General features: G+C 68.8%; 12 protein-coding genes. 3 read left to right on the top strand and 9 right to left on the bottom strand.

Annotated features, from left to right (window positions below):
* Window positions 1–24 precede the first annotated feature (24 nt).
* A complete protein-coding gene (gene carA, locus GXW78_RS09345) occupies window positions 25–1,404 on the bottom strand; it encodes a glutamine-hydrolyzing carbamoyl-phosphate synthase small subunit (RefSeq protein ID WP_211868142.1) in 1,380 nt (459 codons plus the stop codon).
* A gap of 117 nt (window positions 1,405–1,521) precedes the next feature.
* Between carA and GXW78_RS09340 the strand changes: the two genes are divergently transcribed.
* Window positions 1,522–1,974: a GatB/YqeY domain-containing protein gene (locus GXW78_RS09340; protein ID WP_211868141.1), complete on the top strand. Its 453-nt coding sequence runs from the start codon at window positions 1,522–1,524 to the stop codon at window positions 1,972–1,974.
* Window positions 1,975–2,209: 235 nt separating this feature from the next.
* Here GXW78_RS09340 and GXW78_RS09335 read toward each other — a convergent pair whose 3' ends face one another.
* The 7 genes from GXW78_RS09335 to atpH all read right to left on the bottom strand — a co-directional run bounded on the left by GXW78_RS09335 (window position 2,210) and on the right by atpH (window position 10,107).
* Entirely contained in the window at window positions 2,210–3,340 is a 1,131-nt protein-coding gene (locus GXW78_RS09335) for a type III PLP-dependent enzyme (protein WP_211868140.1), read from the bottom strand.
* A 676-nt stretch (window positions 3,341–4,016) separates the two neighbouring features.
* On the bottom strand, window positions 4,017–4,877 hold the full coding sequence (locus tag GXW78_RS09330; protein WP_211868139.1) for a ferritin-like domain-containing protein: 861 nt from the start codon (window positions 4,875–4,877) through the stop codon (window positions 4,017–4,019).
* Window positions 4,878–5,014: 137 nt separating this feature from the next.
* Window positions 5,015–5,425, bottom strand: coding sequence for an ATP synthase F1 subunit epsilon (gene atpC, locus GXW78_RS09325; RefSeq protein WP_211868138.1), 411 nt, complete (start codon window positions 5,423–5,425; stop codon window positions 5,015–5,017).
* 190 nt (window positions 5,426–5,615) lie between these two features.
* On the bottom strand, window positions 5,616–7,043 hold the full coding sequence (gene atpD / locus GXW78_RS09320; protein WP_211868137.1) for a F0F1 ATP synthase subunit beta: 1,428 nt from the start codon (window positions 7,041–7,043) through the stop codon (window positions 5,616–5,618).
* A 16-nt stretch (window positions 7,044–7,059) separates the two neighbouring features.
* On the bottom strand, window positions 7,060–7,944 hold the full coding sequence (locus GXW78_RS09315; protein ID WP_211868136.1) for a F0F1 ATP synthase subunit gamma: 885 nt from the start codon (window positions 7,942–7,944) through the stop codon (window positions 7,060–7,062).
* 25 nt (window positions 7,945–7,969) lie between these two features.
* On the bottom strand, window positions 7,970–9,502 hold the full coding sequence (atpA, locus tag GXW78_RS09310) for a F0F1 ATP synthase subunit alpha (RefSeq protein ID WP_211868134.1): 1,533 nt from the start codon (window positions 9,500–9,502) through the stop codon (window positions 7,970–7,972).
* A 2-nt stretch (window positions 9,503–9,504) separates the two neighbouring features.
* Window positions 9,505–10,107 (bottom strand): ATP synthase F1 subunit delta, encoded by a 603-nt coding sequence (atpH, locus tag GXW78_RS09305; protein ID WP_338147713.1) that lies wholly within the window; start codon window positions 10,105–10,107, stop codon window positions 9,505–9,507.
* Window positions 10,108–10,334: 227 nt separating this feature from the next.
* On the opposite strand from atpH, the gene GXW78_RS09300 reads away from it, so the two are divergent.
* A complete protein-coding gene (locus GXW78_RS09300; protein ID WP_211868132.1) occupies window positions 10,335–11,021 on the top strand; it encodes an RraA family protein in 687 nt (228 codons plus the stop codon).
* Here GXW78_RS09300 and GXW78_RS09295 read toward each other — a convergent pair.
* Window positions 11,008–11,775: a sulfite exporter TauE/SafE family protein gene (locus GXW78_RS09295; RefSeq protein ID WP_211868131.1), complete on the bottom strand. Its 768-nt coding sequence runs from the start codon at window positions 11,773–11,775 to the stop codon at window positions 11,008–11,010. The genes GXW78_RS09300 and GXW78_RS09295 overlap by 14 nt on opposite strands.
* A 104-nt stretch (window positions 11,776–11,879) precedes the next feature.
* On the opposite strand from GXW78_RS09295, the gene zapE reads away from it, so the two are divergent.
* On the top strand, window positions 11,880–13,073 hold the full coding sequence (zapE, locus tag GXW78_RS09290; protein ID WP_211868129.1) for a cell division protein ZapE: 1,194 nt from the start codon (window positions 11,880–11,882) through the stop codon (window positions 13,071–13,073).
* Window positions 13,074–13,154 lie beyond the last annotated feature (81 nt).

Genomic DNA, 13,154 nt, shown 5'->3' with positions numbered 1-13,154 from the left:
TCGGACGCGACCCGCCGGCGGGGTTCAGCCCCGCGCGGCCTTGGACGCCTCCATCATCTCCACGAAACGATGGAACAGGTAGTGGCTGTCGGAGGGGCCGGGGCTCGCCTCGGGGTGATACTGCACCGAGAAGGCCGGGCGGTCGGTCGCCGCGATACCCTCATTCGTGCCGTCGAACAGCGAGACATGCGTGACCGCCGTATTCGCCGGCAGGGTCTTCGGGTCCACGGCGAAGCCATGGTTCTGCGACGTGATCTCGACCTTGCCCGTCGTCAGGTCCTTCACCGGCTGGTTCGCGCCGCGGTGGCCGCGCGGCAGCTTGTAGGTCTTCGCACCCAGCGAGAGCGCGAGGAGCTGATGCCCCAGGCAGATCCCGAAGACCGGAACCCTGCTCTCCAGCACACCCTGGATCGCCGGCACCGCGTATTCGCCGGTCGCGGCCGGGTCACCGGGGCCGTTCGACAGGAACACGCCATCCGGCTTGTGGCCGAGGATTTCCTCGGCCGTCGCCGTCGCCGGCACCACCACGACCTCGCAGCCGGCCGAGGCCAGGCAGCGCAGGATGTTGCGCTTCGCGCCGTAGTCGACCGCGACGACCTTGTGCGCGGGCGCCGCCTGCCGGCCGAAGCCTTCCGGCCAGGCCCATTCCGTCTCGTCCCAATGATAGGTCTGGCGGACGCTGACTTCCTTCGCGAGGTCCATGCCCTCGAGCCCCGGCCACGCCGCCGCCTGCGCCTTCAGCGCGGCGATGTCGAACTTCCCATCCGCCCGGTGGCAGATCACCCCGTTCGGCGCGCCGAGATCACGGATGCGGGCCGTCAGCGCCCTGGTGTCGATCCCCGACACGCCCGGAATGCCATAAGACAGCAGCCAGGCATCAAGGTGCTTCGTCGCCCGGTAATTCGCCGGCTCCGTGACGTCCTGCTTGACGATCAGCCCGCGCGCGGCCGGTGTGATCGTCTCGATGTCCTCGGGGTTGGTCCCGACATTGCCGATATGGGGGAAGGTGAAGGTGATGATTTGCCCGGCATAGGACGGGTCGGTCAGCGTTTCCTGATACCCGGTCATGCCCGTGTTGAAGCAGATCTCGCCGACCGTCGCGGCCTCGGCCCCGAAGCCGCGGCCCCAGAAGATCGTCCCGTCGGCCAGCACCAGGCAGCCCGTGGCGCCGTCAGGGGGGGTATCGGCCGCGTCCATGGCGGTCTCCGTCTTCTGGGTTTCCGGTGGCGCGCCGGGCAGGTCCGACAAGGCGAGGCCCGTGGCCGCCAGCACCGCCGGCCAATGCTTCGCCGGAATCGCCTTGGCCTGCCGCCATTTGCGGATGGCCTCGGTCCCGACGCCGCAGCGCGCGGCTGCCGCGTCCAGCCCGCCGAGCAGGCCGATGATCTCTTCCACGGTGCGCATGGGAAGGGCTTATGCCGGGAAAGGAATTCCCGCCGCAAGCTGAATCAGTCGCGCGGGAAATTTCCTCCCAGGCCGCCAACGCGCTATATCGCACATACTGATCGAGGATCACATCAAATGTCCCTGCGCGACCGCTTCACCGAGGACCTCAAGACCGCCATGCGCGCCGGCGACAGCGCCCGCGTCTCCACCCTGCGCATGATCACGGCCAAGCTGAAGGACACCGACATCGCGGCCCGGCCGAACCCGCCGGTCGACGAGGCAGGCATCATCGCCATGCTGCGCGGCATGGCGAAGTCCCGCGCGGAGAGCGTGACGATGTACCGCCAGGGCGGGCGCGAGGAACTGGCCGCGAAGGAAGAAGCCGAGATCGCCGTGATCGAAGCCTTCCTGCCACAGCAGATGGACGACGCCGCCATGGCCGCCGCGATCGACGCGGCGGTCGCCGAGACCGGCGCGGGGTCGATCAAGGAGATGGGCAAGGTGATGGCCGCGCTGAAGGCAAAGCACGCCGCGACGCTGGACATGGCGAAGGCCGGGCCGATGGTGAAGGCGCGGCTCGGCGGCTGAGGCCGGTAGCGGCGGAGAGGGGGCGTCGCCCCTCTCCGGACCTCACCCCACCAAAGGCCGAAGGGCCTTTGGAAACCTCGATCTGGCGCCGGGCGCCACTGTCACGGCGGGCTGCCGCGCACCGGGCGCGCTTCTGAGTCCCGACGCGTCTGTTCCGCGTGGCGCGAACAGACTGCGGTCCAGGATGCCGAGCATCCTGGCGGAGTGGTGCGGAGGGGCAGAGCCCCTCCGATCATCAGATGTAGTGTTCCGCCAGCGGCCGGAAGCCGTTGAAGTTCTGCGAGGCGTAGCTCGTCACATAGGCGCCGGTGGACAGCAGCTCCACGCGATCGCCGCAGTCGAGCGCCAGCGGCAGGCGGTAGTTCGACTTCTCATATAGCGTGTCGGTGCTGTCGCAGGTCGGGCCGGCAATCGTCACCGGACCGTCCGCCCCGCCTTCATGCGGCGTGCGGAACGCATACTTGATCGCCTCGCCCTCGGTCTCCGCGAGGCCGCCGAAGCGCCCGATGTCGAGATAGACCCAGCGCACCGGGTCGTCCTTCCCCTTGCGGGAAACCAGCACGACCTCGCTGCTGACCACGCCGGCATCGCCCACCATGAAGCGGCCCGGCTCGATCAGCATCTCCGGCAGATCATTGCCAAAATGCTGGGTCATGGCGCCCATGATGGCCATGCCGAAATCGTCGATCGCCGGCACCTCGGCGCGGTAGCGCACCGGGTAGCCGCCGCCGAGATTGACCATGCGCAGCTTCACCCCGGCCTCCTTGAGGTCGGTGAACAGCATGGCGACGCGAGCGATCGCGCCCTCATAGGCCGCGGTGCTGGTCTGCTGGCTGCCGACATGGAAGGAGATGCCGTAGGGGTCGAGGCCGAGCGCCTGCGCCTGCACCATCAGGTCGCGTGCCATGTCCAGCTCGCAGCCAAACTTGCGGCTGAGCGGCCATTCGGCACCCTTGTTCTCGACCAGGATGCGGCAATAGACGCGCGCGCCGGGTGCGTGCCGGGCGATCTTCAGAAGCTCGGGCTCGCTGTCGAAGGCGAACATCGTCACGCCGGCCTCATGCGCCGCCCGAATGGCCGACACCTTCTTCACCGTGTTGCCGAACGAGATCGCGCTCGGCGCTGCACCGGCGGTGAGGCAGGCGTCGATCTCCTCCCACGACGCTGCGTCGAAGGACGAGCCAAGGCCCGTCAGGCGCTCAAGGATCGGGGCCGCCGGATTGGCCTTCACGGCGTAGTAGACGCGCGCCAGCGGCAGCACGTCCTTCAGGCGGCGATAATTCTCCTCCACGCGGTCCACATCCACGACGAGGCATGGCGTCGCCGGCGCGGAATCGCGCAGATACCGGGCGATCTTCGGGGTCATCGCCGTACACTCCAGGCTCCGGTGGGCCACCTGTCACGGCGACGGCCCAAGGTTGACGAAACGGTCGAACGAACCAGCGACCAAAGTAGGCCGCCCGGCCAGGCCGGACGGGGTTGCCAGAACGCTTGACGTCGTTGCGTAAACCCTTTGGCCGCTAGGCGGCCGGGGGCCAGAGGCACGTGCGTACTGCGTCTGGGCCGGCGTATAGGACCGGCCCGCCCGCGCCGCAAAGGGAAAATCGATCCGGGCCGAAGATTTTTCTTAACCGCGCGTCATTGTCCGGAATGGAGCCAGGGTAGTCCCAGGAGATCGGGCGTTTCGCGCTGTCACAATCGCGATTCGCCGGAAGGTTGCCGGCTCGCCAGGGCCGAACCCTGCGCCGGGCGGGCGCGGCGCCTTCGGCGCGGGCCGGGCGTGCCGAACGGCTGGGAACCCCATGCAGGGCGACCCTTCCGCGACCCCCATGGGCGGCCTTCGCGCGGATGTCCCACAGCGCGATGCCGATCGCCGAGAGCCCATAGGTGATGGTCGGGGAAAGCATGGCCGATGAAGGTGCCAGGGTCGTGCCGGCGCTCGCCCGCCGAGCCACATGGCGCGCGGCTGTCGTCGGATCGGGGTGTGTCCCCGAGGTCGTCGCCTGCGCCGGGCCTGCACGAAGGCCCGTCCGCCGGCAGGGTCACGCCGCCTGGGCGCTGTCCCCGGCATTCTCGTTTGCTGCCTTGCGCAGCGCCGCCAAGTACCGGTCCCGCCGCCAGGACAGCAGCCGCCAGGCACCCTTCGCCGCGATGTCGGAAACCCGCCCCCGAGGTTCGAGGCCGATCGTCTTGAAGATCATGCCCGTGGCGCGTTCGATGTGGCGGAAGCGGTAGAAGCCCATCGCCCGGCCCATGTAGCCGCTGATGCAGCGCGCATGGTCGTACGGCACGGCTTCGGCCTCGTTGCCGCAGTGGAAGGCGTAGGCGAGTTCGTCATCCTCGCTTTCGCCGATGCGGCCGAGGGCGATGCGCAGGCGGCGCGTGAAGGAAAGCTGCTCACGGGCCAGGTAACGCTTCATGTGGTCGTAGAACAGCTTGAAGTGCCGGTACTCGTCGGCCGCGATCAGCCGGCAGACCTGCTTCAGCGCCGGCTCCTCGGTCGATTCGCCGAGCGCGGTGTAGTAGGAGGACGTGCCGGTCTCGACCATGCAGCGCGCGATGAGTTCGCCGGTGCGGGATCCGCGGATCGACGCATCGGCATCGAGCTGGATCTTGTAGCCGGCGCGGTAGCGCGCGAAGGCATCCTGGAAGTTCCAGCCCGGGTCGGCGATCTCCCCCCAGCGGCCCAGCGCGTCGCCGTGCTGCGTCTCCTCGACGCCCCAATGCTCGGCCGCAGCGCGGAAGTCCGGATCGTCGGCGAAGATGCGGGTCAGGTAGGTGACGTAGTCGGCGGCATTGCGTTCGACCATCGCCGCGGCCTTCACCAGCGGCACGATCTGCGGATCGACCTTCGATGGATCGAACCTGTCCCAGCCCACCTCGTCGATATGCCAATGCTTCATCGCCTACCTCGCCGGTGGATCTGGTCGGAACCGCGTCTGCCTGCGCCTCATTCTCATGGGACGCTGGGCAGATTCAAGGCAAGCTGTCACTGAATTGTCGCGCCGTGACTGCGCTGCAGTAACGCAGGGCCGGTGGATCACGCCGCCTGGGCGGCATCCAGCATCGCGCGGGCCGCGAGCAGGCGATTCATCGCAGCTTCGCGCTTCTCGGGTGAAAGGTCCTGCGCTTCGAGCAATGCAGCCTCGGCGGCCGTAATGCGCTCGATCGCATCGGTCTTCGACAGTTCGGCAACCGGCGTCGCCTCATCCGCCAGGATGGTCACGCGGGTCGGCGTCACCTCGGCGAAGCCGCCGGCAACGTACAGGCGCTCGGTGACCTGCCCGTCTTCCGTCACGCTGATGACGCCGCCGCGCAGCGCCACGATCATCGGGGCATGGCCGGGCAGCACGCCCATCTCACCCTCGGCGGCGGGTAGCACGGCCATCTCCACCGGGCGCGAGAGCAGCAGCTTCTCGGGGGAGACGAACTCGAGCTGGAAGGTGGCCATCGCAAACGCTCCCGAAACCTACACTGCAACCGGTGTGCCCGCCCAATCGGGACGCCGACCTCGGAGAATCCGGCCGCACAGCGGCCGGCGCCGCCCATAAGGCTTACCCCTCAAGCGCGCCAGTCACGCGGCGACGCCAAGGGCGGCGGATGCCGCCGCCCGGCGTCTGAGGGTCAATCAAAGACGCTGCTTACGCAGCGGCCTTGAGCGATTCGGCCTTCTTCACGGCCTCTTCGATCGTGCCGACCATGTAGAAGGCGGCTTCCGGCAGGTGGTCATACTCGCCGGCGACGATGCCCGCGAAGGAGCGGATCGTGTCTTCCAGCTTGCAGAACACGCCCGGCGTGCCGGTGAAGACTTCCGCGACGTGGAAGGGCTGCGACAGGAAGCGCTGGATCTTGCGCGCGCGCGCCACGACCAGCTTGTCCTCTTCCGACAGCTCATCCATGCCGAGAATGGCGATGATGTCCTGCAGCGACTTGTAGGTCTGCAGGATGCGCTGCGTTTCACGCGCCGTCTTGTAGTGCTCCTCGCCCACGATGCGCGGGTCGAGCGCACGCGAGGTCGAGTCGAGCGGATCGACGGCCGGGAAGATGCCGAGCTCGGCGATCGAACGGTTGAGCACCGTCGTGGCGTCGAGGTGGGCGAAGGACGTCGCGGGCGCCGGGTCGGTCAGGTCGTCGGCCGGCACGTAGATGGCCTGCACCGAGGTGATCGAGCCCTTCTTCGTGGACGTGATGCGCTCCTGCAGCGCGCCCATGTCGGTGGCGAGCGTCGGCTGATAGCCCACCGCCGACGGGATGCGGCCCAGCAGCGCCGACACTTCCGCGCCCGCCTGCGTGAAGCGGAAGATGTTGTCGATGAAGAACAGCACGTCCTGGCCCTGCTCGTCGCGGAAGTATTCCGCCATCGAGAGGCCCGAGAGCGCGACGCGGGCGCGCGCACCCGGCGGCTCGTTCATCTGGCCGTACACCAGGGCCACCTTCGACCCCTCGGTGGTGCCGTCGCCGAGCTTGATGACGCCGGCATCGACCATCTCGTGGTACAAGTCGTTGCCCTCGCGGGTGCGCTCACCCACGCCGGCGAAGACCGACACGCCGCCATGGCCCTTGGCGACGTTGTTGATCAGCTCCTGAATGGTGACGGTCTTGCCGACGCCGGCGCCGCCGAACAGGCCGATCTTGCCGCCCTTCAGGTACGGGGCCAGCAGGTCGATGACCTTGATCCCCGTGACAAGGATCTCGGCCGCCGTCGCCTGCTCGTCGAAGGCCGGCGCCTCGCGGTGGATGTTGTAGGCCTTGTCGTGCGGCACCGGGCCGCGCTCGTCGATCGGCTCGCCGATGACGTTCAGGATGCGGCCGAGCGTGCCCGGGCCGACCGGCACCGAGATCGGCGCACCGGTGTCGACGACTTCCGTGCCGCGCACCAGGCCGTCCGTGGTGTCCATGGCGATGCAGCGCACGGTGCGCTCGCCGAGTTCCTGCGCGACTTCCAGCACCAGGGTACGGTCTTCGACCTTGGTGGTGAGCGCGTTCAGGATGAACGGCAGCTCCTGCGGAAACTGCACGTCCACGACGGCGCCCAGCACCTGCGTGACCTTGCCGACGTTGTTCTTCATCGTGCGAGTTCCCTGCTCAAACGGCTTCGGCACCGGAGATGATCTCGATCAGCTCCTTGGTGATGTTGGCCTGGCGTGTACGGTTGTAGTTGATGGTCAGCCGGTTGATCATGTCGCCGGCATTGCGCGTGGCGTTGTCCATCGCCGTCATCTGGCTGCCGTAGAAACCGGCGCTGGTCTCCAGGATGGCGCGATAGATCTGCACGGCGAGATTCTGCGGCAGCAGCGCGGCGAGGATCTCGTCCTCGGCCGGCTCATACTCGTACAGCGCCTGCGGTGCGGTCGCGTCGGCGGCTTCCTGCTCCGGCAGGGCGCCGGGGATCAGCTGCTGCTCGGACGGCGTCTGCGTGATGACGTTCTTGAAGCGGTTGTAGATCAGCGTGCAGACGTCGAACTCGTCGGCTTCCAGCATCTCGGTGATCTTCGCCGCGACCTCGGCCGCATCCTCGAAGCCCACCACCTTCTTCCCGGCGAAGGAGATGTCGCCCACGAAGCGGGAGCCGAACTCGCGCCGCAGGTACACCGCCGCCTTGCGGCCCACCGCGAGTACCTTCACCGTCTTGCCGTGGCTTTCCAGCTCACGGATACGGGCGCGCGCGAAGCGGCCCACATTGGTGTTGAAGGCGCCGGCCAGGCCGCGATCGCCGCTGACCACCACCAGGAGATGCACGGCGTCGCCGCCCGTGCCCACCAGCAGCTTCGGCGCATCGGGCTGCCCCGCCACCGCGGCGCCGAGCGAGCCGAGCATACGCTCCATACGCTCGGCATACGGCCGCGCCGCCTCGGCGCGGGACTGGGCGCGGCGAAGCTTCGCCGCCGCCACCATCTTCATCGCCTGCGTGATCTTCCGCGTGGACTTCACGCTGTTGATCCGCATGCGGAGGTCTTTCAGGCTGGCCATGTGAGGCTCTCCGCCCCCTTTCCGCTCAGCTGAAGGACTTGGCGAAGGAGTCGAGGAAGGCGACCAGCTTGTCCTCGGTCGGCTTCTTGATCTCCCGGTCGGTGCGGATCGCGTCAAGGATCGCAGGCTCGCGGACCTTGAGGTCGGCCAGCATGCGGCGCTCGAACTCGCCGACCTGATTCACCGTGATGCGGTCGAGATAACCGCGGGTACCGGCGAACAGCGACACCACCTGCTCCTCGACCGGAACCGGCTTGTACTGCGGCTGCTTCAGCAGCTCGGTCAGGCGCGCGCCGCGAGCCAGCAGCGCCTGCGTCGTCGCATCGAGGTCCGACGCGAACTGCGCGAAGGCCGCCATCTCACGGTACTGCGCGAGCTCCAGCTTGATCTTGCCGGCAACCTGCTTCATCGCCTTGATCTGCGCCGCCGAGCCCACGCGGGAAACCGACAGGCCGACGTTCACGGCCGGGCGGATGCCCTTATAGAACAGCTCGGTCTCGAGGAAGATCTGGCCGTCGGTGATGGAGATGACATTGGTCGGGATGTAGGCCGACACGTCGCCGGCCTGCGTCTCGATGACCGGCAGCGCGGTCAGGGAGCCATTGCCGAAATCGTCATTCATCTTCGCCGCGCGCTCGAGCAGGCGCGAGTGCAGGTAGAACACGTCGCCCGGATACGCCTCGCGGCCCGGCGGACGGCGCAGCAGCAGCGACATCTGGCGATACGCGACAGCCTGCTTCGACAGGTCGTCATAGAAGATGACCGCGTGCATGCCGTTGTCGCGGAAGAACTCGCCCATCGCGCAGCCGGAATAGGGCGCGAGGAACTGCATCGGCGCCGGGTCGGAAGCGGTGGCCGCGACGATGATGGAGTATTCGAGCGCGCCGTTTTCTTCCAGCGTCTTCACCAGCTGGGCGACGGTGGAGCGCTTCTGCCCGACCGCGACATAGATGGTGTAGAGCTTCTTGGACTCATCGCCCGTCGCGTTCACAGGCTTCTGGTTGATGATCGTGTCCACGATCACCGCCGTCTTGCCGGTCTGGCGATCGCCGATGACCAGCTCGCGCTGGCCGCGGCCGATCGGGATCAGGGCGTCGATCGCCTTGATGCCCGTCTGCATCGGCTCGTGCACCGACTTGCGGGGAATGATGCCGGGCGCCTTCACCTCGACGCGGGTGCGCGTCACGTCGGTCAGCGGGCCCTTGCCGTCGATCGGGTTGCCGAGCGCGTCGACGACGCGGCCGAGCAGGCCCTTGCCAACGGGGACGTCCACGATCGAGCCGGTACGGGAGACGGTGTCGCCCTCGCGGATGCCGCGGTCGTCGCCGAAGATCACGACGCCGACATTGTCGGCTTCGAGGTTCAGCGCCATGCCGCGCAGGCCGGCGGACGGGAACTCGACCAGCTCACCGGCCATCACGTTCTGCAGGCCGTACACGCGGGCGACGCCGTCACCGACGGTCAGCACGGTGCCCACCTCGGCCACGTTGGCGTCGGCGTCGAACCCCGCGATCTGCTGCTTCAGGATCTCGGAGATTTCGGCGGGACGAATATCCATGGTCAGGCGGCCCCTTTCATCGCGTACTGCAGGCGCTGCAGCTTGGACTTGATGCTGTTGTCATAAAGGCGGGAACCGATCCGGACGATCAGCCCGCCGAGAATGGAAGCGTCGACGCTTTCGGACAGGCGCACATTCGACCAGCCGGCCTCGGTGAGGCGGGCGGTGATCTGAGCGCGCTGCGTGTCCGTCAACGGATGCGCGGTGGTCACGTCGGCCGTCTGCTGGCCGCGGCGTTCCGCGAGCAGCGTGCCGAAGGCCTGCGCCACAGCAGGCAGCTGGGCCAGGCGCCGATTGGTGATCAGCACGCCGACCAGGTTCTTCACCTCGGTGCCGATGCCGGCACGGTCGAGGATCGCGAAGGCCCCCGCGCGCTGCTTGGCGGCATCGAGGCGCGGATCGGCGACGAACTCACGGAAGGCGGCATCGTCGCGCCAAAGGCCGAACAGTCCTTCGAGATCGGCTGCGATGCGATCCAGCGCGCCCGGATCGGTCTGGCGCTTGTCGTCGGCGAGGCCGAGCAAGGCGAGCGCATAGCGCTCAGGGGCACCACCGGTTTTCACGGCGGCGAGGGAGGCGGTCGGGCTGGTCTCGGCGGCGGCCACTGGCGATCGCGGTCCTGTTTCTTCTGGGCTGCGGCATACGACATGGCCGCGCAGGGAAGCCCCCGGGCGGCGGCGGGCGGATAACACGGGGATTGCCGCACCGCAACCGATGCCCCGCGCTTTCGTGCCCCCGCGGGTTGCCATTCCGCCCGCCCGCCCCATGGCGACTGGACGCATCGGCTGACGCAGGCGAGGCTCCCCGCAGGGAAAATGCAGGGGAAACCGCCATGCTCGACAACCCGCCGCTGATGACGATCCACCGCGGCCATCATCGCCCGGACCCGACGCTGGTCGAAGCCTTCCGCGGCGCGCAGACGTCGCACCTCGCCGACGCCATGGACGGTCGCGGGGCGCTCGACCACCGCATCAAGCCGATGGACCCCGGCAACGCGGCCTTCGTCGGCCCGGCGATGACCGCCCTGTCCTACCCCGCCGACGTGGTCGGGGTGTACGGCGCGCTGGCGGAGGCGCAGCCCGGTGACGTCGTCGTCATCGCCAATGATGCCTATACGGCGACGGCGGTGGTCGGCGACATCGTCGCCGGCATGATGAAGAACAAGGGTATCGCCGCCTTCGTCACCGACGGGCTGGCCCGTGACAAATCCGGCATCGTCGCCACCGGCCTGCCGCTGTTCGCCGCCGGCATCATTCCGGCCTCCCCGGCGGCGAACGGCCCCGCGGTGGTGGGTGCGCCCGTCACCCTCGGTGGCCAGCATGTCCGGCCGGGCGACATCATCGTGGGCGATGCCGACGGCGTCGTCGTGATTCCGCTGGACCGCGCGCCGGCCATCCTCGAGCGCCTGCGCGCGATCCAGGCGGCGGAGGTCAAGGCGATCGCTCGGGTCGAAGCCGGCGCGACCGACACCGACCGCATCCGCGACATCGTGGCCGCCGCCCGGATCATCGGCCCGTGAGGGGGTCCCACAACGGCATTCCGAGCACCGCCGCGGCCAGGATCAGGCCGTAGGCGGTGCGGCGGAAGGTCGTCTCGCTGGCCAGCCCGAACAGCGCGGCGCCGGCCCAGAGACCGACCCCGTAGGCTGGCCCGGCCGCCAGCGCCAGCCATAGCGCGGGCCAGCCGAACAGCCCGTGCAGGGCGAAAGCCGCGACGATCGCGGCGGTCAGGATGGCGAAATAGAGATTCATGCTGGCGCGCAGCACGCGCGCGGAGGCGGCCCGCCCGAGCCACCATACCGCCGGCGGCACGCCGCCCAGCATGGCCGCGCCGCTCATCAGCCCGCCGGCCATGCCCACGCCAACCGTCAGCGGTACCGATTCCGATCCGCGATACCGCCAGCCCGAGGCGAGCACGGCCACCGCCACCAGCACCAGCACCGTCAGCCCCCAGCGCAGCGCCACCGGGTCGGAATGGGCGAGGACCAGGCTGCCGACCGGCACGGCCAGGATTGCCCCGGCCGCCATCACCAGCACCTCACGCCGCGCCGCATAGGCCCAGGCGCCGGGCAGGAACACCAGGCAGGACACGATCTCGAGCAGCGCCAGCACCGGGATCGCGGCGCGCGGCCCGACCGCGGCCGACGCCAGGGGCACGAAGACCAACGCCGCCCCGAAGCCCGAGAAGCCGCGTGACAAACCACCCGCCAGCGCCGCGAAGGCGATGCCGAGAAGGGCCCCCGGGGGCGGCAGATGGGACAGGAGCTGTTCCATGATCCGGCAGCCTCCGGCCGCGCGGCCCCGGCGTCCAGGGCGCCGGGGACATGGCCGGGCTGCGGTTGTCGCTTGCCGGGCCCCGGGCTACAGCGGGACGCATCATGACCCCTCCCCCGGACGCCCAGCCCGCCACTGCCGCGGGCCCGGAAGCCCGCACGCTTGCCCAAGGGCCGCTGCCGGCGCTGCGCGCGCGCATCGCCGCGGGCGATATCATCGCCGACCCCGCCCAGATCCACGCCGCCGAGATGCTGCAGGACCTCTGGCGCCGCACCCGCGGCTACGACCCGAAGGTCGAGCCGCCCGAGACGGGCGGCTTCCTCGGCCGCTTCTTCCGCCGCAAGCCGGTGGATGAGGCGCCGGTCGACGCGCCGCTCGGTCTCTACCTCGTCGGCGAGGTCGGGCGGGGGAAGTCCATGCTGATGGACCTGTTCTTCGCCTCGGCCGATGTCGCGCGGAAGCAGCGCATCCACTTCCACCAGTTCATGCAGCAGGCGCACCAGCGCATCCACGCCTGGAAGAAGCAGCATGGGGATACCGCCGACCCCATCCCGCCGCTGGCCGATTCCATCGTCGCCGAGGCGGCGCTGCTCTGCTTCGACGAGTTCCAGGTGCACGACATCGCCGATGCGATGATCCTCGGCCGGCTGTTCGAGGCGCTGTTCGCCCGGGGCGCCGTCATCGTCGCCACGTCGAACACCGAGCCGGACAACCTGTTCAAGGGAAAGCCGGGGCGGGACGCGTTCCTGCCCTTCATCCAGCTCATCAAGAAGCGGATCGAGGTGCTGGTGCTCGATTCGGCGCGCGACTACCGCCGCGACCGCATCCGCGGCCTGCCGACCTGGCACGTCCCGCCCGACGGCCGCGCCGAACGCGCGCTCGATGCCGCCTTCGCCGAGATGACCGGCGACGTGCCGGCGGAACCCTGCAAGCTGACACTGCTCGGCCGCGCGGTGGAGGTGCCGCAGGCGGCGCGCGGCGTCGCCCGCTTCGACTTCAACGACATCTGCGGCAAGCCGCTCGGCCCGGCGGACTACCTGGCGGTCGCGACGCATTTCCACACTGTCGTGCTGGACGGCATCCCGCGCCTGGGCCCGGACAATTTCGACAAGGCCCGGCGCTTCATCACGCTGATCGACGCGCTGTACGAGCACCGCGTGAAGCTGGTGGCGAGCGCCGAGGACTACCCGGACCGGCTGTATGAACGCGGCGAGAACGCGGCCATGTTCGAGCGGACGGCGTCGCGGCTGGTCGAGATGCAGTCGCAGGATTACCTGGCCCTGCCGCATCTGACATGAGGTGATCATGGAGAGGGGCCAGGCTCCTTTCGGCCGTCCGGCGCGCCGGTTCGTTCCGCATCGCAGCAAACCCGCCTCTTC

The organism is Neoroseomonas terrae, assembly GCF_018129025.1.
Taxonomy (GTDB): domain Bacteria; phylum Pseudomonadota; class Alphaproteobacteria; order Acetobacterales; family Acetobacteraceae; genus Neoroseomonas; species Neoroseomonas terrae.
The sequence above is the reverse complement of the archived record's forward strand: the minus strand, read 5'-3'. Positions and strand labels throughout refer to the sequence as shown.

Bases quoted from the DNA above. Each gene is read 5' to 3' on its own strand.
- carA (WP_211868142.1), bottom strand. From the start codon at position 1,404: ATGCGCACCGTGGAAGAGATCATCGGCCTGCTCGGCGGGCTGGACGCG.
- GXW78_RS09340 (WP_211868141.1), top strand. From the start codon at position 1,522: ATGTCCCTGCGCGACCGCTTCACCGAGGACCTCAAGACCGCCATGCGC.
- GXW78_RS09335 (WP_211868140.1), bottom strand. From the start codon at position 3,340: ATGACCCCGAAGATCGCCCGGTATCTGCGCGATTCCGCGCCGGCGACG.
- GXW78_RS09330 (WP_211868139.1), bottom strand. From the start codon at position 4,877: ATGAAGCATTGGCATATCGACGAGGTGGGCTGGGACAGGTTCGATCCA.
- atpC (WP_211868138.1), bottom strand. From the start codon at position 5,425: ATGGCCACCTTCCAGCTCGAGTTCGTCTCCCCCGAGAAGCTGCTGCTC.
- atpD (WP_211868137.1), bottom strand. From the start codon at position 7,043: ATGAAGAACAACGTCGGCAAGGTCACGCAGGTGCTGGGCGCCGTCGTG.
- GXW78_RS09315 (WP_211868136.1), bottom strand. From the start codon at position 7,944: ATGGCCAGCCTGAAAGACCTCCGCATGCGGATCAACAGCGTGAAGTCC.
- atpA (WP_211868134.1), bottom strand. From the start codon at position 9,502: ATGGATATTCGTCCCGCCGAAATCTCCGAGATCCTGAAGCAGCAGATC.
- GXW78_RS09300 (WP_211868132.1), top strand. From the start codon at position 10,335: ATGCTCGACAACCCGCCGCTGATGACGATCCACCGCGGCCATCATCGC.
- GXW78_RS09295 (WP_211868131.1), bottom strand. From the start codon at position 11,775: ATGGAACAGCTCCTGTCCCATCTGCCGCCCCCGGGGGCCCTTCTCGGC.
- zapE (WP_211868129.1), top strand. From the start codon at position 11,880: ATGACCCCTCCCCCGGACGCCCAGCCCGCCACTGCCGCGGGCCCGGAA.